We start from the raw sequence: 17,275 nt of genomic DNA on the forward strand, positions 1-17,275 counted from the left end.
CTTTTCCGCAACGAAATGAAGAAGGGCGGTGCAACCGGGTTGCATCGCCCTTTTTTTCATTGCATCTCTGCAGCCTACGGTCCTCCGGGGGGAGGGCAATTATTAAGAAATTTGGGGGACAAGGCCCGACATGATCCGTTCCGAACTCGTCGCCAAGATCTGCGAGGATTTTCCCGATCTCACCCAGCGTGAGGTCGAAAATGTTGTGTCGTCGCTGTTCGACGCCATCACCGACCAGCTGGCCGAGGGCGGGCGCGTGGAATTGCGCGGCTTCGGTGCCTTTTCGACCCGTCACCGCGATGCGCGCGTCGGGCGCAACCCGCGCACCGGCGAAGCGGTCCAGGTCGACGCCAAGCGCGTGCCGTACTTCAAGCCGGGCAAGGAAATGCGCGAGCGATTAAACCTAAACGCGGCCGCCAACGATTAGGCGGCGCCGGGATACCGATGCCCGGCTGGCGATCAGCGGACGTGGCGGAATCGGTAGACGCTGGAGACTTAAAATCTTCTTCCCGTAAGGGAGTGCGGGTTCGAGTCCCGCCGTCCGCACCAATTCAGCCCCGATTCCAACGCGAATTGCTGCTCGAAGTGGATAAAAAATTAATTATCTCGCGCTAATGCGGCGAGGTGACCGAGTTTACCCCTTCCGCCCTCCTGAAAGGGCTAATCGGTTCGGCGCGCCTGCGCCGTGACCTGCTCGTGCTCCCGATCCTGGTGAGCGCGGTGGGGCTGCTCATCTGGAACGGCAGCGGGTTTTACGACACCTTCCTCAATGCCGGCGAGGAATTTACCGACGATCTCAAGATCGCGTCGACGACGCTGACGCTCAACGTCGCGCTCATCCTGTTCGGCTGGCGCTATTATGTCGACGTCCAGCAGGAAGTGCAGCGCCGCAAGGAAAGCGAAGAGCGCGCCGCCAAGATCGCGTCGACCGACGGCATGACCGGATTGCTCAACCGCAAGGGATTTGCCGAAGCGGGCGAGCGTTTTCGCGACCTCGCGATCGAACGCGGGCTCGAACTGGTCATCATGTCGATCCGCCTCTATCGCTTCAAGCTGGTCAACGATCGCCACGGCTATGACGTGGGGGACGAAGTGCTGCGCCGGATCGCCAAGGACCTCGATGAATCGGTCGGGGATTCGGGCGCCGTGGCGCGTGTCGCGGGCGACGAGTTCGCCGTCATCACCATGCGCGCCGCGGGCCGCAACGAGCGCGTGGACGCGCTTGCCGAGGCGCTGCTCGAAATCGCCGTGCGTCCGATGCTGATCGACGACAACATGATCCATGTCGGCGCCTTCGTCGGCGTCGCCAGCGCGCCGGCCAACGATGTCGTGGTGCGCGACCTGCTGCGCCGCGCGGACATTGCCGAGGCCGAAGGCCGCGCCAGCCGCATCGCACGACCCGTCTGGTTCGACGAGCGTATGGAGCGCGAATTGCTGGCCTATGGCGAAGTCGAACAGGGCATTCGTGTCGGGCTGGAAAACAGCCAGTTCAAGCCGTTTTTCGAGCCGCAGGTCGACCTCGAGACGGGCGACGTGCTCGGATTCGAGGTGCTCGCGCGCTGGGAGCATCCGCTGCTCGGCCTGATCGGGCCGACCCGCTTCATTCCGGTCGCGGAGGAGAACGGGCTGATCGAAGCGTTGTCCGAGCAGGTGATGACCAAGGCGCTGACCGAGGCGATGACCTGGGAGCGGACGGTCGACATCTCGGTCAACATTTCGCCGACCCAGCTCAACGACAGCTGGCTGGCGCAAAAGCTCGTCCGCATCCTGACCGAAACCGGCTTTCCGGCCGACCGGCTGATCGTCGAGATCACCGAAAGTTCGCTGTTCGCCGATCCCGAATTGGCCAAGTCGATCGTCGCGAGCCTGAAGAACCAGGGCGTGCGCGTGTCGCTCGATGATTTTGGCACCGGCTATTCCTCGCTCGCCCACTTGCGCGCGCTGCCGTTCGACATGATCAAGATCGACCGCAGCTTCGTCGCGGGCATCAACCGAGATCGCGAGAGCGAGGCGATCATCCGCGCGGTGACGACGCTGGCATCCGCCCTCGACATTCCGGTCACGGTCGAGGGTGTCGAGACCGCCCGCGCGCATACCAAGCTGCTCGAGCTCGAATGCCAGGTCGGGCAGGGCTGGTTCTTCGGCAAGCCGATGAGCGGGGACCAGGCCGCACAGCTGGTCCGCCTGCGCGATCCCAAGGCCAGCGACCTGCCCACCGAGACCGAAGAGCCGACGCCGACCCGCCGCGCGGGTTAGTTCCTCGATCGAGCGACGAACGCGCCTTCTGTTCCAGCTTGGGACAGGGGGAAGCATTTCGCCTGCGCGGCATTGAAATCATGGTGAAGGAAGTCTTAAAGTTCTCTCCATGATGGAATTGCATTCGCGACCCAAGAAGCAGCCGATCACGTTCGAGGAGCCTGTGAAGGCTCGCGCCGTGGCGCTGCGCATGCCGCGGATCAGCGAGGATGTGCGGCTCTTCGCACTGACCTTCCTCAGCGGTTTTCTCTTCACCGCCTTGTTCATCGCCTAGTCGACGAGGCGGTGGAGCCGCCAGCCGAACCAGGCGGCGACCAGCCCGAACCCGAACACGATCCACAGGCTCTGCGTGACGGTGATCGACGCCGCGTAGGATGCGGTGAGCGCCAGTGAGGCTGCGACCATCAACCCCGAATTGACGACATTGTTGGCCGCGACCGCGCGCGCGGTCTCGCCGGGCGCGACGTGGGTGGTGAGATAGGCGTAGAGCGGCACGACATACATGCCCGCGAGCGCGGCGATGAAGAACAGGTCGACGAGGATCAGGAGCCCCGACGGAGCGGCCAGGAAATCGGAAACGGGCATGGTGCCCGCGGCGGCGCCCTCGAAGCCCGACGTTCGGCGGACGAGATCGGCGACGAAGGCCATCATGCCGATCGCCGCCCAGTGGCTGTAGCGCGCGCTGACCTCGCCCTTGAGGAGGCGGTTGATGACCACCGAGCCGATCGCCACCCCGACCGAGAAGGAGGCGAGGAAAAGCGTGGCGACGCCGGGGTCGGCGCCCAGCGCGTTCTTGACCAGTGGCGGGAAGATGGCGGCGAGCATCGTCCCCATCGCCCAGAACAGGCTGATGCAGACGATCGCGAGGCGGATGCGCGGGCGGTGGAGAAACTCGCTTAGGAGCCGGGTGGTCGAGCGCAGGATGTTCCAATCGAGTTTCAGCCTGTCGGTCGCGGTCTCGGGCGGGGCGGGGGGCACGTGGCCCGCGAACAGTCGGCCCACGATAGCGGTCAGGATGACGAGGAAGGCGCCCCAGCCCGCGCTGAGCGTGCCGGTGGCGTCGGTGTAGATGACAAGCCCGCCGACGACGATGCCGACCAGAATCGCGACATAGGTCGCCGCCTCGACCAGCCCGGTGCCGCCGAGCACTTCGTCTTTCTTAAGGTGCTGGGGGAGGAGGGCGTATTTGATCGGGCCGAAGATGGTCGACTGGAGCCCGGTCGCGAACAGCATGGCGAGCAGCAGCGGAACGCTCTTGAGCACCAGCCCGATCGCGCCCAGCGCCATGATCGCGATCTCGGCACTCTTCACGTGGCGGATGATCGCGGCCTTGTCGTGGCTGTCGGCGAGCTGGCCCGCGAGTGCGGAGAAGAGGAAGAAGGGGAGGATGAAGAGGCCGCCCGCCACCGCCGAGAAGGTCGCTTCCTGCCCCGGGTCGGCATAGATGCCGTAAATGACGATCAGCACCATCGAGGTGCGGTAGAGATTGTCGTTGAAGGCGCCGCAGAAGAGCGTCGCGAAGAGCGGACCGAAGCGGCGCTTGCCGATGAGAGACAGTGTCGAAGCCAAGGATCGGAGCGCCTGACGGTTGCGGTTGGCGCGAGCCTAGCGGGGTCGACCGAAGCCGCCAAGCGCTGCGGAAAATTGCCGTTTGCGCGATGGTGCGCGCTCGCCTAATCATGGCAGCGCATGCTGACCCTTCCCAACATCCTGACACTGTCGCGCATCCTTGCGGTGCCGATCCTAGTCTACCTGCTATGGAAGCCGAGCCCGATCGACTACTGGATCACCTGGGTGCTGTTCTCGATCGTCGGGATTACCGACTATTTCGACGGCTATCTGGCGCGGGCGCAGGGGCAGATCAGCCGGCTAGGGCAGTTTCTCGACCCGATCGCCGACAAGATCATGGTCGCCGCGGTGCTGATCATGCTGATCGCCAGCCGCAAGGTGCCCGACGAGCCCGAGCCGGTGATCGCCGGACTGACCGTAATCCCCGCGCTGATCATCCTGATGCGCGAGATCATCGTGTCGGGGCTGCGCGAATTCCTTGGGCCGCTCAACGTTTCGGTGCCGGTCAGCCGGCTGGCGAAGTGGAAGACGACCTTCCAGATGCTGGCGCTGGGTGCGCTGATCCTGTCGGGGGCGCTGCCGAGCCAGCTGTGGATCCACGATGTGGGCATCTGGTCGCTGTGGCTGGCGGCGGCGCTGACGCTGATAACCGGTTACGACTATCTGCGCGTCGGCCTGAAGCACATGGACTGAGCTAGGCGAGTTTCGCCAGCGCTTCTCCGAGCAGTTTGAATTCCTTCGCGCGCGGGCTCGACTTGCGCCAGGCGAGTGCGACGCGGCGCGCGTCGTGGACGCTTTCGAGCGGGCGGGCCTCGATGCCCGTGCCCTCGAGAATGCCAGCCTTGATCGCCATTTCGGGGACGAAGGTCAGCCCGAGCCCGTTCTCGACCATCTGCACGAGCGTGTGGAGCGAGGTACCCATCATGGCGGCGGAGGCGCGCAGCTCGGGGCGGTTGCACGCGGCCAGCGCGTGATCCTTGAGGCAATGGCCGTCCTCGAGCAGCAGGAGGCGCCCTTCCTCAATATCCTCGGGCGGGATGGCGCCCTGGGGCGGGGCCTCGCTGCCGGGGAAGGCGAGGAGCAGGCGGTCGGCGAACAGGTCGATGCTGTCGACATCGCCGCACGCGAAGGGGAGGGCGAGGACGACTGCGTCGAGCTGTCCGCGGTGGAGCGCCTCGCAGGCCGACTGGCTGGTCTCTTCGCGGAGGAATAGCTGCAGGTCGGGATAATCCTTGCGCAGCGCGGGAAGAAGCTTGGGGAGGAGGAAGGGAGCGATCGTAGGAATGACGCCCAGGCGTAGCTCGCCGGTCAGCGGGCGGCCCTGGGCGCGCGCGACGTCGGCCATCTCTTCCGCCTCGTGGAGAACGCGGCGGGCGCGGTCGGCGATGCGCTCGCCGAGCCGAGTGAAGCGGACGACGCGCCGCGTGCGCTCGACCAGCGTGACGCCGAGCAGGCTCTCGAGCTCGCGAATGCCCGCCGACAGGGTCGACTGGGTGACGAAACATTGCTCTGCAGCGCGGCCGAAATGACCCTGTTCGTGGAGCGCCACGAGATATTGCAATTGCTTGAGGGTCGGCAGGTGCACGCTCAATCGATTTCTCCAATCACAATTATCGATATTATCGCTTTGAACGATAAGCAAGCCCTGCCCATATCGCGCCGCGACCGGGCGGCTGTTCGCGCTGCCCCACCAAAATTCATCTCAATCCAACCATGGAGAACGACGATCATGTTGACCGTTGGCGATACGCTTCCGCCGCTTAAAATCCCCGTCCAGCAGGGCACCGCTTCGCTGCCCGGCGACGAAACGCTCGACCTGGGCAAGACCGACGGCAAGTGGAAAGTGCTCTTCTACTGGCCCAAGGACTTCACCTTCGTCTGCCCGACCGAGATCGTCGGCTACGGCCAGCTCAAGGGCGAATTCGCGAAGAATGACGCGGTGCTGATCGGCGCGTCGACCGACACCAGCCACGTTCACTTCGCCTGGCGCCAGTCGGACCCGCAGCTTGCGGCTGCCGATTTCCCGTGGCTGGCGGACAATGCCAAGAAGCTCGCCGATGCGCTGGGCATCGTCCATGCCGACGAAGGCGTCGCCTATCGCGCGACCTTCATCATCGACCCCGACAATGTCATCCAGCACGTGTCGGTGAACGGGCTCAACGTCGGTCGCAACCCGGCGGAAACGCTGCGCATCCTGAAAGCGCTGCAGACCGAGGAACTGACCGCCTGCAACTGGAACGAGGGCGAAGAAGTCCTGCGTCCGGTCGCTGCGTAAACGTTCCCAAACGAGGAAGGGCGGGGCGGCCATCACGGTCGCGCCGCCCTTTGTCGTTTTGAATTCGCGCCAATTGCCCTTACATTGGGGGCAAGGAAGGAAGCGGAAAGCGATCATTTGTCCCTGACGGCCTATCTCGACAGCGTCAAAGCCCGTGACCCTGCCGCGCGCTCGCGGTGGGAGGTGCTCTTCTATCCCGGCGTCATCGCGCTCGGGCTGCACCGGCTGGCGCACTGGCTCTATGGCGGCAAGCTCTTTTTCCTGGCGCGAATGGTCAACCATTTCGCGCGCGCCATCACGCAGGTGGATATCCACCCCGGAGCCAAGATCGGGCGCAATTTTTTCCTCGACCACGGATTTTCGGTCATCGGGGAGACCAGCGAGATCGGCGACAATGTCACCATCTACCAGTGCGTGACGCTGGGCGGGACCAACCCGTTCGACGGGGAAGGGGGCAAGCGCCACCCGACCATCGCCGACGGGGTCGTCATTGGCTCGGGTGCGCAGATCCTGGGGCCGATCACGGTAGGTGCCGATGCGCGCATCGGTGCGGGCGCGGTGGTGACGAAGGACGTACCGGAAGGCGCGACCATGGTCGGGCGCGTCGCGCGTGCGGTGCCCGTCGAGGCGGAGGGCAAGCGCAAGTTCCTGCCCTACGGGACGCCATGCGACGAGCTGGGCGATCCGGTGCTGCAGCGATTGTGCGAGCTCGAGCAGGAGATCAAGGCGCTGCGGGCCAAGGTTGGCGAAGAAGCCGACGACGAGGCGCCCGGTGAGCATGTCGGAGACATTCGCGCGTGAGCGTGGTGACGCCCTTCCCGCGACCCGGTGAAGGGCGGCAGGTGGCCTCGTTCGACCGTCGCGAATTCCTGACCATCCTCGACATTTACGGCCGCATGGTCGCGGCAGGGCATTGGAAGGATTATGCGCTGCGCATGGACCCCGATGTTGCGGTGTTCGCAGCCTTCCGCCGCACTGCAGAACATCCCGAAATCCGGATCGAAAAACGCCCCCTGCTTGCGCGCAAGCAGGGGGCGTATCTCCTTGTGGCCGAACATGGCCAGGTGTTGAAGCGGGGGCACGAACTGAAACCCGTGCTCGCCCCGCTTGAACGACGGCTTATCCGACTGGTTCGGGACTGATCGCCTTGGCGCCCTCCAGCGAGGGCAGCTTGGCGGTCAGCGAGGCCGGAAGCATCGACACGACGCGAATGCGCGCCTGGTGCCAGAAGGCCGACAGCAGCAGCAGCGCCGAGCCGATCACCAGTGCCGTCAGCGCCACATTGAGCTCGACCGCGCCGAAGCGCTCGAACAGGTCCGACAGCGCCCACAGCACATAGGCCAAAGCCGAGACCAGCATCGCGCGGCGATCAATCGCCAGTGCGAGCAGGCCGAGCAGGACGTAGAGGCCGACCGCGAGCAGGCCTTCACCCATGCTGGCATCGCCATCGCGCAGGCCGAGCAGCGTGAAGACCGGATGCACGATCATGACCGCAGCGGCGAGGTGGAGCCAGAAGGCGACGTCGCTGCGCCGCGTAATGCGATCGGGATCGCTCGCGTCCCAACGCATGGCATAGATGAAGATCGCGATGCCCAGGGCCAGCACGATGGCGAGCATGGCATTGGCGAAGGCGTCGCCCTCGAGACCGGCGGAGGCAAGTCCCGCCCCGATCAGGCCCGCGACGATGCCCGCGACCGCGACGGCGCCTGCGGCGACGGTGATCGGCACCTTGAAGGTCTTCCAGTGCAGCCATGCCGCACCGGCGGTGACTGCGAAGGTGATGGCGATGAGGATGCCGCCGATCATTTCGCTCGGCTCGCTGCCACCCGCTTCAACAATCATTGCGAGCGCGCTGCCGACGGCGGTGAAGACCCCGCCGACGAACCCGCCCAGCAAGACGATCGAGGGCAGCGCCATGCGCTTCTTGGCAGTGAAATAGGTGGCGAGGCCCCAGGCGACTGCCGCCATCGCGATGCCGGCAACGGGCGAAGGGCCGTCGGTGTCGACGGTGAGTCCCATCGACTGGCCGACCGACTGGCCGATCCAGGTGACCGCCACGAACAGGATGACGGTCGCGATGGACACGAAGATGTCGTTGAAGCCGAGGATGAAGCGGAAATGCTCCTGGTCCACGGTCGGCGTCGAGCGCGCCTGGGCGACATAGGCGCGCAGGGCATCGGCCGAGCCTTGCGTGATCGCGCCCGCCGTGACGGCGTCGTCAATCTCTTGCTGGCTGTACATAGATTAGTTCTCCCCCTTGAATGGCAGGGAAACTACGCCTAACTGTGTTATGGTGTCAATACACTGGGAAGAGCGTGCATGTGCAACCTCTATTCGATGACCGCGACGGTCGACGAGATGAAGAAGCTGTTCGGCGGCTTCGAAGGGGATCGTGCGAACGTGGCGAGCTATCCCGAAATCTATCCCGGCCGGATGGCGCCCGTGCTGCGCAAGGAAGAGGGCGCGCTCCGGCTGAACGAGATGCAATGGGGATTTCCCGGCCCGCAGGCCGCCAAGGGGCGGCCCGTCACCAACGTGCGCAACCTGTCCTCGCCCTTCTGGCGCTCGGCGCTGGGCAATCCCGCGCGCCGCTGTCTCGTGCCCGTCACGCGCTTTTCGGAATGGTCGCAGGCGCCAGACCCGGCGACGGGGCGCAAGGTGAAGCACTGGTTCGGGCTGGCGGACGAAAGCCTGTTCGCCTTTGCCGGCATCTGGCGGAAGGGCGAGGAGGCGCCCTATTTCGCCTTCCTGACCTGCGAACCCAACGCCATGGTCGGGGCGGTGCATCCCAAGGCGATGCCGGTGATGCTGGCACCGCAGGATCATGACCGCTGGCTCGAAGACGAAACCGAAACTGCTTGTGCGCTGGCGCGTCCGTATGACGACGCCGCGATGACCCAATTTGCCTGAAGGAGGCACGTGATGGCCAAGAAGAAGAAAAAGAACGAGATTCTCGAGGAGGCCGAGGCTGCCGAGGAGCTCAAGCGCAAGAAAAAGAAGAAGAAAAAGAAGAAAGAGAAGAAGGCCAAGAAGGTGCGGGTCGCCGAGCTGGTCGAAGATGATGCGCCCGAGGACGAGCAGTCGAAGCGCAAGGAGGCGCTCGACAAGGTCGGGGAGCTGTTGGACCATCCGCTGGTCGCCGACGTGGTGGCCGCCGGGGCGGTTGCCGCGGTTGCCGCCCTAGCCGAAAACAAGGCCACGCAGGCGCGCGGGACGAAGACCGGCAGCCGGACGATGCTCAAGATGGCGGGCGCGGCAGCGGCTGCGGCGATCGGTAAGCGGCTCAAGGCCGAATATGACGCGATGAAGCCCGAGGACGAGGACGACGAGGGCTAGAAGCTGAGCAGGGTGAGGCGCGCGCGGCCGACCGCGCGGCTGGTCTCCAGCGCGAAGGGGCCGGGGTCGACCTCTTCCTTCTTGTCGGTCTCGATCGCGAGCCACCCGCCAGGCGCGAGCCAAGCGGCATCGGCGACCGCGCTCACTACCGCATCGCCGCTCCCGACCGCGTAGGGCGGGTCGGCGAGGATCAGATCGAACGGAGGATCGACGGGCGACAGGCGCTGGGCGCTGGTCGGGCTGACCGTGGCGTTAGCCTTCAGCGCTTCGATATTGGCCCGGATCGCGGCGAGGGCCTCGCGGTCGGTCTCGACGAAGCGGGCCTCGGCGGCGCCGCGCGAAAGCGCCTCGAGGCCGAGCGCGCCCGACCCGGCGTAGAGATCGGCCACGCGCAGCCCTTCGAAGCTGCCGAGGCGGCTGGCGAGCATCGAGAAGAGCGTCTCGCGGGTCCGGTCGGAGGTGGGGCGCGTCAGGCGGCCGGGCGGGGCCACCAGCTTTCTCCCGCGCCAGTCGCCGGCGATGATCCTCATTTGAGCGTCCGGCGGAAGTGGAACAGCTCGTTGCGGTCGATCTCGCGGATCTGGCCCGGCTCGATCCCCTCGACGGTGAAGGGGCCGTAGGCGGTACGGATCAGGCGCGAGACCTCGAGGCCGAGATGGCCAAGCACGTTGCGCACTTCGCGATTCTTGCCCTCGGCGAGGGTGAGCTGGATCCACTTGTTGTGACCGGTCGAGCGTTCGAGATTGGCGTCGATCGAGCCGTATCGCACGCCTTCGATGGTGATGCCTTCGGCAAGGCTTTCGAGCTGTTCCTGGCTGACCTCGCCGAATGCGCGGGCGCGATAGGTGCGCTCGACACCGGTGGCGGGCAGTTCGAGCTGCCGCTTCAACCCGCCATCGTTGGTCATCAGCAGCAGCCCCTCGGTATTATAGTCGAGGCGGCCGACGGGCATGAGGCGCGGCAGGCCCTGGGGCAGCCGGTCGTAGATGGTCGGACGTCCCTTGGGATCGTGCGCGGCGGTCAGGCAGCCCTTGGGCTTGTAGAAGCGGAACAGCTTGGTCGGCGCGGGCTTTTTTACCGGATTGCCGTCGACGGTCACGCCGTTGAGATTATCCAGCAGGGTCGCGGGCGTGTCGAGCGTCTCGCCGTCGATCGCGATGCGCCCTTCGGCGATCATCCGCTCGACCTCGCGGCGCGAGGCGACGCCCGCGCGCGCCAGCAGCTTGGCGATGCGCTGCGGGCCGTCCTCGCGTGGCTTGTTGGCCACAGGGCGCGGACCCTTTGGCTTGGGGCGGGAACCGCGAGGGGGTCTCTGGCGATTATTGGGCACGGGGCATTTTCCCGGTTGGTGTGAAAGGTCAGGGCGCTGTTCGGGAAGCGAAAGCCAGTCGTCAAGCATATCCTCATCGTCGAGGACGAACCGCTGCTGGCATTCGACAATGAAGTGAGGATCGAAAAGCTCGGCTATTCGGTGGTCGGCACGCGCGACAATGTGCGCGAGGCGCTGACCGATCTGGACAGGCATCAGGTCGACCTGATCCTTGCCGACATCAACCTGTCGGGCGAGCGGACGGGCATCGATCTGGCGCGTGAAGCGAGCGAGCGCGACGTGCCGGTGCTGTTCGTGACGGGCAACCCGCCCAAGGACTGCAAGGTGTATGCGGTCGGCTCATTGCCCAAGCCGTTCAGCGACCGCGATCTCAAGGCCGCGATCCGCGCGGTGGACGACATATTGGCCGGGCGCACGCCCAAGCCGCCCAAGGGCATGATCCTCTACGAACCCGCCTGAGCCGCGAGCCGCGCGTCAAGTTCGTCGTGGAAGACCGCGACGCCGGTTTCGAGCGTGCCGAGCAGCATCTCCTTGCGCAACCCAGCCTCGACGCCGCGCTGGCATAGAGCGGCAGCGCGGAAGTCCTCGCCGCCGAACGTGTGCTGGTCGAGCAGTTGCCAGCTCTTCTCCCAACGCGGCTGCACGGCGACGGCGTCGGCATCGCCCGGCACCAGCATCAGATTTTCTGCGCGGCATTTGCCGACCCCGTCGGGGTGGATGATCAGCACGTTGACGTAATCTGGGCTGACCACGATCACCGTGTTGGGGAAGATCTGGTAGGTGAAAGTCATCACCTCGCGCACCGCGTTCCAGTCGTCGAGGTCGACCGGCTTCGCATGCTCGGTGCGCCCGACGATGAAGCGCTGGTGCGGGCCCATGCGGTCGGCGACCGAGACCCCGTCGGCGAAATATTCCCCGATCGATCCCGCATGCAGCCGTTTGACGTGATAGCCCTCGCAAAAGGCATCGACGACCATCTTCCAGTCGGCGGCGATCTCGTGCGTGTTGCGCGCGAAATGCCGCATGGCGCCCAGCCCGATGGCGTCGAGATCGGGGCCGACCATGGCGACTTCGTCGAAATTCGCATCCGCCTCCGGATCGCCGATGAACCAGATCAGCCCGCCAATCTCGGCCGCGGGATAGCGCACGAGGTGGTGATCCTCCTTGCACAGGCCGGGGAAGGTGTCGGGGCGGGGCAGGGCGGCGAGTTCGCCATTCGCGCGGTAGGTCCACGCGTGATAGGGGCAGATGATCTTGCGCGAGGTGTGAACATCATCATCGTCGACCAGCCGCGTCGCGCGGTGCGCGCAGCTGTTTCCGACGACATGCACCTGACCGTCGCCATCGCGGGTCACGAGCAGGTCGAGACCGGTGAGGTCGTGGCGGACCATTTGGTCCTTTCCAATCAGCGCGGAAGTCGTGAGCGCGGTGGGGAATCTCCGAAAGAGGTGGCGCATTTCCTCCGCGTGTCGTTGCGGATCGACATAGCGGTCGGTCGAAATGCGCCGCGCGTCTTTGCCGACATAATGGTCGCCGCGCATCATCGCCTCTGCCAGCGCGCGCTGGCCGGGGGTCATGGCGGGCTTCGACGTCGGCATGTCCATGAGCCAAATCGTGCGCCTGCCGCGACGCCTTGGCAAGTCAGCCCGCGTTAAGCCCCTTTTCCGCAGCGTCCATCCTGCTAGCGTGGCGCGACATTTCGAAGCGGAGGAACGAGTATGGCCGAATCAGTGGCAAAGCAGGGCGGCGGGCTACGCAGTCTGTCGCTCTATTTCAAACCCATGCCACTGACCGCCGGCCTGATCGGGATCTCCTCCGGCTTTCCGCTCACGCTGCTGCTCGCGACGATGACCTACTGGTTGTCGAAGGTCGGGATCGACAAGTCGACGATCGGTTTCGCGATCGGCCTGACCACGCCTTACACGCTCAAATTCCTGTGGGCCCCGCTGGTCGACAAGGTGCCGCTACCGATCCTGACCAAAATGTTCGGGCAGCGCCGTGCATGGCTGTTCTTCATCCAGGCGCTGCTCGTCATGTGCCTGTTCCAGCTGGGGGCGTCGAACCCCAGCAACGACAATCTCGCCCCCTTCGCCTTTTGGGCGATCTGCGTCGCCTTCCTGTCGGCAACGCAGGATATCGTCATCGACGCCTACCGCATCGAAATCCTGAGCGACGAGGAACTGCCCTACGGCACCGCGATGAACCAGTTCGGCTATCGCCTCGGCAATCTCATCGCCGGCGCGGGGACGATCTATCTCGCCAGCCAGGAAGGCGCGGGCCTCGGCTGGGCGCTTGCCTACGGGCTGACCGGTCTTGCCGTCTTGCCCGCGGTCTTCGCCGCCTTGTTCGCCGGCCCCGGTCGCTATGTCGATCGCGCCGCGCGGCTTGCGGGCCAGTCGATCGGCAGCTGGCTGAAGGAGACCGTGGTCAATCCGTTCAAGGAGTTTCTCGGTCGCCGCGGCGCGGTGCTGATCCTGCTGTTCGTGCTCGTCTACAAGGTCGGCGATGCGATGGGGCAGGTGATGCTCGGGCCGATGATCGACGAGCTCGGCTTTTCCGATACCGACTATATCACCGCCAACAAGCTGGTGGGCTTCTGGGCGCTGATCGCCGGGTCCGCCGTGTCGGCGCCCTTCATCTACTGGCTGGGCATGGGCCGCGCGCTGTTTGTGTCGGGCGTGTTCATGGTCATCACCAACTTCCTGTTCGCGATCCTCGCGAACATGGGCGCCAACGTCTGGATGCTGAGCCTTGCCGTCGGCTTCGAGAATTTCTCGAGCGGGCTCGGGCTGACCGTGTTCGTCGTCTATCTGTCGGGCCTCTCGAGCCTCGCCTACACCGCCACCCAATTCGCGCTGCTGTCGAGCTTTGCCGCGGTCGGGCGGACCTGGCTCGCGGCGCCCGCCGGCTATCTCGCCGAAGGGTTGGGCTGGTTCTGGTTCTGGATCGCGACGATGTTCATCGCGCTGCCCGGCCTGATCCTTCTCGGCATCATGTGGAAGAAGGGCTTCGTGGTCGAAAGCGTGCGCCAGCCGGGTGTCGATAGTGTCGACGAGGGCGTCGTGCCTGCCGAAGGCGCAACCGCCGAAGCCAAGCCGCGCGGTCCCGCCTAGTCGGGCAATTCCTCGTTGAGCCACAAGATTTCGCCCGCGAGATAGAGCGAGCCCATGACGAGCACGGTCTCGCCAGGCGCGGGCGGCTTGTCGCGGAGCCAGTCGAGCGCCTGTTCGACGCGTCCGGTCGGATAGGAGCCCGGCAGGCCGAGAATCTCGTTCGCTGCCGCGCACAGGTCCTTTGTGTCGTGATCGTCGTGCCCCGGGACGGGCAGACCGGCGAAGCGCGTGACCTTGCCGCGGAACGCCTCGAACATGGCGGGATAGTCGCGATTCTTGAGGATACCGGCCAGCAGCACGATCGGCCCGTCAATGCTTTGCGCGAGCGCGCTTGCGGCTTCGGGGTTATGCGCGCCGTCGAGAATGATGGGGGCGTCGATGCCTTGAGTCAGCGGGCCATCCTTTAGGCGCTGCATGCGTGCAGGCCACCGAGCTGCGCGGGCACCCGCCGCTATGTCGTACGCAGAAACCGCGTCCTGGTGACGCAGCATCGCGGTGGCAAGGCCGAGATTGGCGGCCTGGTGGCGCCCGGGGAGTGCAGGGGATGGCAGGTCGAGTTCGCCCTTGCGGTCGCGATAGCGCAGTCCGTCGCCATTCTCTTCGACCCACCAGTCGCAGCCTTTTCGCACAAGGGGCGTCGCGGTCTCGGTGGCGTGGGCGACGATGGTCGCGTCGACTTCCGCCGGGTGGCGCATCGTCACCATCGGCACGCCGGGCTTGGCGATGCCCGCTTTCTCGCCCGCGATCGCTGCCAGATTGTCGCCCAGGAAATGCATGTGGTCCATGCCCAGCGCGGCGATGCCGGTGACGACGGGAGAGACGATGTTGGTGGCATCGAGCCTGCCGCCAAGACCGACCTCGACCAGGCAGGCATCGGCAGGGGTGCGCGAGAAAGCGAGGAAGGCGGCGGCGGTGGTCGCCTCGAAGAAGCTGACTTTCATGCCGTCCGCAGCGTCGATCACCTCTTCAAGCAACGTCGCGAGGGCGTCGTCGTCGATCAGCTTACCAGCCAGCCGGATACGCTCGTTGAAGCGTACGAGATGGGGCGAAGTGAAGACGTGGACCTTGCTGCCACCGGCTTCGAGCGCGGCGCGCAGGAAGGCGATGGTCGAGCCTTTGCCGTTGGTCCCCGCGACGTGGAAGACCGGCGGCAGCCGATCCTGCGGATTGCCGAGCCGCGCGCACAACTCGCTGACGCGATCCAGGCCGAGGACGTCGCCGCCCATGCCCAGCGCCAACAGGCGATCGAGCTGCGCCTGCACCTCCGGGTGGGACGATGTCGCCGAGTCCCCGAATGTCGGGCGATCGCCCGAAGCCACTAGGCCGCGTCCTGCTCCGCCGGGGCGAGATAGTCGATCAGGCGACCGAGCCGATCCTTGAGCGCGCTACGCTCGACGACCATGTCGATCATGCCATGCTCGAGCAGATATTCGGCGCGCTGGAAGCCGTCGGGCAGCTTCTCACGGATCGTCTGCTCGATCACGCGCTGGCCTGCAAAGCCGATCAGTGCGCCGGGCTCTGCAATCTGGACGTCGCCCAGCATCGCATAGCTCGCCGTCACGCCGCCCGTAGTCGGGTCGGTGAGGACGACGATATAGGGGAGCCCCGCTTCCTTCATTTCCTGCAGCGCCACGGTCGTACGCGGCATCTGCATCAGCGAGAGGATGCCCTCCTGCATGCGCGCGCCGCCCGCGGCGGTGAACAGGATGTAGGGCGCCTTGGCCGCAATCGCGGCGCGCAGGCCCGCGACGACCGCCGCACCCACGGCGATTCCCATCGAACCGCCCATGAAGTCGAAATACTGGACGCCGACGACGGCCTCACGACCCTGGATCTTGCCCTTGGCATTGATCAGCGCGTCTTTCTCGCCCGTCTTGGCGCGCGCCTGCTTCATGCGGTCGGTATATTTCTTGCTGTCCTTGAACTTGAGCGGGTCTTCGCGGACCTGCGGCGCGGGCAGCACTTCCCATTCGTCGCGGTCGAACAGCTGCTTGAAGCGCTCTTCGGCGCCGATACGGTCATGATGGTTGCAGCGCGGGCAGACGTAGAGATTCTCGGCCCATTCGCGGGTGAAAACCATCGCTTCACACTTCTTGCACTTGTGCCACAGCTGGTCGTCGCTCTGGCGCTTGGGCAGGAAGGGAATGCCGTTTCTGACCTTGTCGATCCAGCTCATGCTTGTCCTCTTAGATGTTCGCTCGGGCGCGGAATTAGGCGCTGTCGGCGCTCCTGTCCATGACTAGAGCGTGGCGGCGATTTCGCGCAGCGCCATGTCGGGATCCTCGGCACCGGTGACCGGGCGGCCGATGACCAGCACCGATGCGCCGGCATGGAGCGCGTCGCCTGGGGTCATGACCCGCTTCTGGTCGCCCACCGAGGCGGACTTGGGGCGAATGCCGGGCACCACGAAGAAACCGTCGCGCCAGCTCTTGCGGGCCACGGCTACCTCCTGGCCCGAGCAGACGATACCGTCGAGCCCGGCCTCCTTCGCTTGTCCGGCGAGGCGCTCGACCGCGGCCGAGGGATCGGGTTTCATGCCCATCGCCTTCAGGTCGTCGCCGTCGAGACTGGTCAGCACGGTGACGCCGACCACCTTGGTGCCGGTCGGTGCCGCGGCCTTGGCATCCTCCATCATCGCGCGGCCGCCCGAGGCGTGCACTGTCATGATCGCGGGGGTCAGCGGATTGAGCGACTGGATCGCCTTGGCGACCGTATTGGGAATGTCGTGGAGCTTGAGATCGAGGAAGATGGGCAGGCCATGTTCGGCAACCCGCATCACCCCGTCGCGGCCATTATGGTTGAAGAATTCCAGTCCCAGCTTGAGCCCGCCGGCATGCCGCTTGCAGGCCTTCGCCAGTTCTTCGGCACGCGCGAGGTCGGGCGTGTCGATCGCGACATAGATGGGCGAACTCATTACTGCGCCTCGAACGGGCTTTTGGGCTCGGCGGTCGGCGTGCGTGCCGGGGCCACGGGGGGAGGCGGCGTCACCGGCGCCTGCGCCAGGTTGCGTTCGGTCAGGCCGAGTTTCTTCTTCAGCCGCCAGACCTTGGCGCGATAGTAGAACATGGTCGGGAAGAAGCTGATCGCGAAGACCAGTGCCAGGAGCACGGGCAGCTTGATCGCCATGCGCAGGTCGCCCCACAGGTCGATGAACGTGTCGTGCCAGTTGGCGGTGGCGAAAATGGCGACGGCGACCGCAAGGATCACCCACATGATGGTTTTCAGGAATTGCATGTCCGCTCCCTCTTTCGTTTCTGCCTTACGGCAGGCGGGTCGGGCTTGCCAACTGCTATCGCCATTCGTCGCCCGGTGGGCTCGTCTGGTCGGCGGCTCAACGAAATGGGTTGCACCGCGTCACGTGGCTGACCAGAACGACTGCCGGGGAGGATGAATTAC

Annotated in this window: 21 protein-coding genes and 1 tRNA gene; 12 read left to right on the forward strand and 10 right to left on the reverse strand. The window is 65.3% G+C overall.

The features are described from left to right. The first annotated feature begins 130 nt into the window (after positions 1 to 130). The 4 genes from KTQ36_RS04770 to KTQ36_RS04785 all read left to right on the forward strand — a co-directional run bounded on the left by KTQ36_RS04770 (position 131) and on the right by KTQ36_RS04785 (position 2,530). Positions 131 to 427, forward strand: a complete 297-nt coding sequence (locus KTQ36_RS04770) for an integration host factor subunit beta (RefSeq protein ID WP_218632580.1) — start codon at positions 131 to 133, stop codon at positions 425 to 427. Positions 428 to 462: 35 nt separating this feature from the next. Beyond that, a tRNA-Leu gene (locus tag KTQ36_RS04775) sits at positions 463 to 549 on the forward strand. A 75-nt stretch (positions 550 to 624) separates the two neighbouring features. Then, positions 625 to 2,256: a putative bifunctional diguanylate cyclase/phosphodiesterase gene (locus KTQ36_RS04780; protein WP_218632581.1), complete on the forward strand. Its 1,632-nt coding sequence runs from the start codon at positions 625 to 627 to the stop codon at positions 2,254 to 2,256. A gap of 109 nt (positions 2,257 to 2,365) precedes the next feature. After that, positions 2,366 to 2,530 carry a hypothetical protein gene (locus KTQ36_RS04785; RefSeq protein ID WP_218632582.1) on the forward strand — a complete coding sequence of 55 codons (165 nt, stop codon included), beginning with the start codon at positions 2,366 to 2,368 and terminating at the stop codon, positions 2,528 to 2,530. On the opposite strand, the gene KTQ36_RS04790 is transcribed toward KTQ36_RS04785, so the two are convergent. After that, a complete protein-coding gene (locus tag KTQ36_RS04790) occupies positions 2,527 to 3,825 on the reverse strand; it encodes an MFS transporter (protein WP_218632583.1) in 1,299 nt (432 codons plus the stop codon). The genes KTQ36_RS04785 and KTQ36_RS04790 overlap by 4 nt on opposite strands. A gap of 120 nt (positions 3,826 to 3,945) precedes the next feature. On the opposite strand from KTQ36_RS04790, the gene pgsA reads away from it, so the two are divergent. Further along, a complete protein-coding gene (gene pgsA / locus KTQ36_RS04795; protein ID WP_218632584.1) occupies positions 3,946 to 4,518 on the forward strand; it encodes a CDP-diacylglycerol--glycerol-3-phosphate 3-phosphatidyltransferase in 573 nt (190 codons plus the stop codon). 1 nt (position 4,519) lies between these two features. Here the strand turns inward: pgsA and KTQ36_RS04800 are convergent, their stop codons facing one another. Further along, on the reverse strand, positions 4,520 to 5,416 hold the full coding sequence (locus KTQ36_RS04800) for a hydrogen peroxide-inducible genes activator (RefSeq protein WP_218632585.1): 897 nt from the start codon (positions 5,414 to 5,416) through the stop codon (positions 4,520 to 4,522). Between the two features lie 138 nt (positions 5,417 to 5,554). Between KTQ36_RS04800 and KTQ36_RS04805 the strand changes: the two genes are divergently transcribed. The 3 genes from KTQ36_RS04805 (at position 5,555) to KTQ36_RS04815 (ending at position 7,242) form a co-directional block, all read left to right on the forward strand. Beyond that, the gene (locus KTQ36_RS04805) at positions 5,555 to 6,100 is read left to right on the forward strand and encodes a peroxiredoxin (RefSeq protein ID WP_218632586.1); all 546 of its coding nucleotides are present in this window, start codon (positions 5,555 to 5,557) and stop codon (positions 6,098 to 6,100) included. A gap of 117 nt (positions 6,101 to 6,217) precedes the next feature. Further along, on the forward strand, positions 6,218 to 6,901 hold the full coding sequence (gene epsC, locus KTQ36_RS04810; protein WP_218632587.1) for a serine O-acetyltransferase EpsC: 684 nt from the start codon (positions 6,218 to 6,220) through the stop codon (positions 6,899 to 6,901). After that, positions 6,898 to 7,242 (forward strand): DUF2794 domain-containing protein, encoded by a 345-nt coding sequence (locus tag KTQ36_RS04815; protein ID WP_218632588.1) that lies wholly within the window; start codon positions 6,898 to 6,900, stop codon positions 7,240 to 7,242. Before epsC ends, KTQ36_RS04815 begins: the two co-directional genes overlap by 4 nt. Here the strand turns inward: KTQ36_RS04815 and KTQ36_RS04820 are convergent. After that, positions 7,220 to 8,341 carry a hypothetical protein gene (locus tag KTQ36_RS04820; protein WP_218632589.1) on the reverse strand — a complete coding sequence of 374 codons (1,122 nt, stop codon included), beginning with the start codon at positions 8,339 to 8,341 and terminating at the stop codon, positions 7,220 to 7,222. The genes KTQ36_RS04815 and KTQ36_RS04820 overlap by 23 nt on opposite strands. A 78-nt stretch (positions 8,342 to 8,419) precedes the next feature. Between KTQ36_RS04820 and KTQ36_RS04825 the strand changes: the two genes are divergently transcribed. Both KTQ36_RS04825 and KTQ36_RS04830 read left to right on the forward strand, forming a co-directional pair. Continuing rightward, entirely contained in the window at positions 8,420 to 9,010 is a 591-nt protein-coding gene (locus KTQ36_RS04825; RefSeq protein ID WP_218632590.1) for an SOS response-associated peptidase, read from the forward strand. A gap of 12 nt (positions 9,011 to 9,022) precedes the next feature. Next, a complete protein-coding gene (locus KTQ36_RS04830; protein WP_218632591.1) occupies positions 9,023 to 9,436 on the forward strand; it encodes a hypothetical protein in 414 nt (137 codons plus the stop codon). Here the strand turns inward: KTQ36_RS04830 and rsmD are convergent. Continuing rightward, the gene (rsmD, locus tag KTQ36_RS04835) at positions 9,433 to 9,966 is read right to left on the reverse strand and encodes a 16S rRNA (guanine(966)-N(2))-methyltransferase RsmD (protein ID WP_218632592.1); all 534 of its coding nucleotides are present in this window, start codon (positions 9,964 to 9,966) and stop codon (positions 9,433 to 9,435) included. The genes KTQ36_RS04830 and rsmD overlap by 4 nt on opposite strands. After that, on the reverse strand, positions 9,963 to 10,703 hold the full coding sequence (locus KTQ36_RS04840) for a pseudouridine synthase (RefSeq protein WP_345777666.1): 741 nt from the start codon (positions 10,701 to 10,703) through the stop codon (positions 9,963 to 9,965). Before KTQ36_RS04840 ends, rsmD begins: the two co-directional genes overlap by 4 nt. A 138-nt stretch (positions 10,704 to 10,841) precedes the next feature. On the opposite strand from KTQ36_RS04840, the gene KTQ36_RS04845 reads away from it, so the two are divergent. Continuing rightward, entirely contained in the window at positions 10,842 to 11,225 is a 384-nt protein-coding gene (locus KTQ36_RS04845) for a response regulator (protein ID WP_345777713.1), read from the forward strand. On the opposite strand, the gene KTQ36_RS04850 is transcribed toward KTQ36_RS04845, so the two are convergent. Beyond that, positions 11,210 to 12,364 (reverse strand): aromatic ring-hydroxylating oxygenase subunit alpha, encoded by a 1,155-nt coding sequence (locus tag KTQ36_RS04850; protein WP_218632594.1) that lies wholly within the window; start codon positions 12,362 to 12,364, stop codon positions 11,210 to 11,212. The two genes, KTQ36_RS04845 and KTQ36_RS04850, sit on opposite strands and share 16 nt — an antisense overlap. Positions 12,365 to 12,484: 120 nt before the next feature. Here KTQ36_RS04850 and KTQ36_RS04855 point away from each other — a divergent pair, with 120 nt between their 5' ends. Continuing rightward, complete coding sequence (locus tag KTQ36_RS04855) at positions 12,485 to 13,879, forward strand: AmpG family muropeptide MFS transporter (RefSeq protein ID WP_218632595.1); 1,395 nt, start codon at positions 12,485 to 12,487, stop codon at positions 13,877 to 13,879. Here the strand turns inward: KTQ36_RS04855 and KTQ36_RS04860 are convergent. The 4 genes from KTQ36_RS04860 to KTQ36_RS04875 form a co-directional block, all read right to left on the reverse strand. After that, positions 13,876 to 15,198, reverse strand: coding sequence for a bifunctional folylpolyglutamate synthase/dihydrofolate synthase (locus KTQ36_RS04860; protein WP_345777667.1), 1,323 nt, complete (start codon positions 15,196 to 15,198; stop codon positions 13,876 to 13,878). The two genes, KTQ36_RS04855 and KTQ36_RS04860, sit on opposite strands and share 4 nt — an antisense overlap. Continuing rightward, on the reverse strand, positions 15,198 to 16,055 hold the full coding sequence (gene accD, locus KTQ36_RS04865) for an acetyl-CoA carboxylase, carboxyltransferase subunit beta (protein WP_218632596.1): 858 nt from the start codon (positions 16,053 to 16,055) through the stop codon (positions 15,198 to 15,200). The genes KTQ36_RS04860 and accD overlap by 1 nt, the downstream gene beginning before the upstream one ends. Positions 16,056 to 16,118: 63 nt before the next feature. After that, on the reverse strand, positions 16,119 to 16,793 hold the full coding sequence (pyrF, locus tag KTQ36_RS04870; RefSeq protein ID WP_218632597.1) for an orotidine-5'-phosphate decarboxylase: 675 nt from the start codon (positions 16,791 to 16,793) through the stop codon (positions 16,119 to 16,121). Then, entirely contained in the window at positions 16,793 to 17,113 is a 321-nt protein-coding gene (locus tag KTQ36_RS04875; RefSeq protein WP_218632598.1) for a hypothetical protein, read from the reverse strand. The genes pyrF and KTQ36_RS04875 overlap by 1 nt, the downstream gene beginning before the upstream one ends. Positions 17,114 to 17,275 lie beyond the last annotated feature (162 nt).

Origin of the sequence: Sphingomicrobium clamense, from assembly GCF_019264355.1 — a bacterium.
In the GTDB taxonomy this organism is placed as follows: domain Bacteria; phylum Pseudomonadota; class Alphaproteobacteria; order Sphingomonadales; family Sphingomonadaceae; genus Sphingomicrobium; species Sphingomicrobium clamense.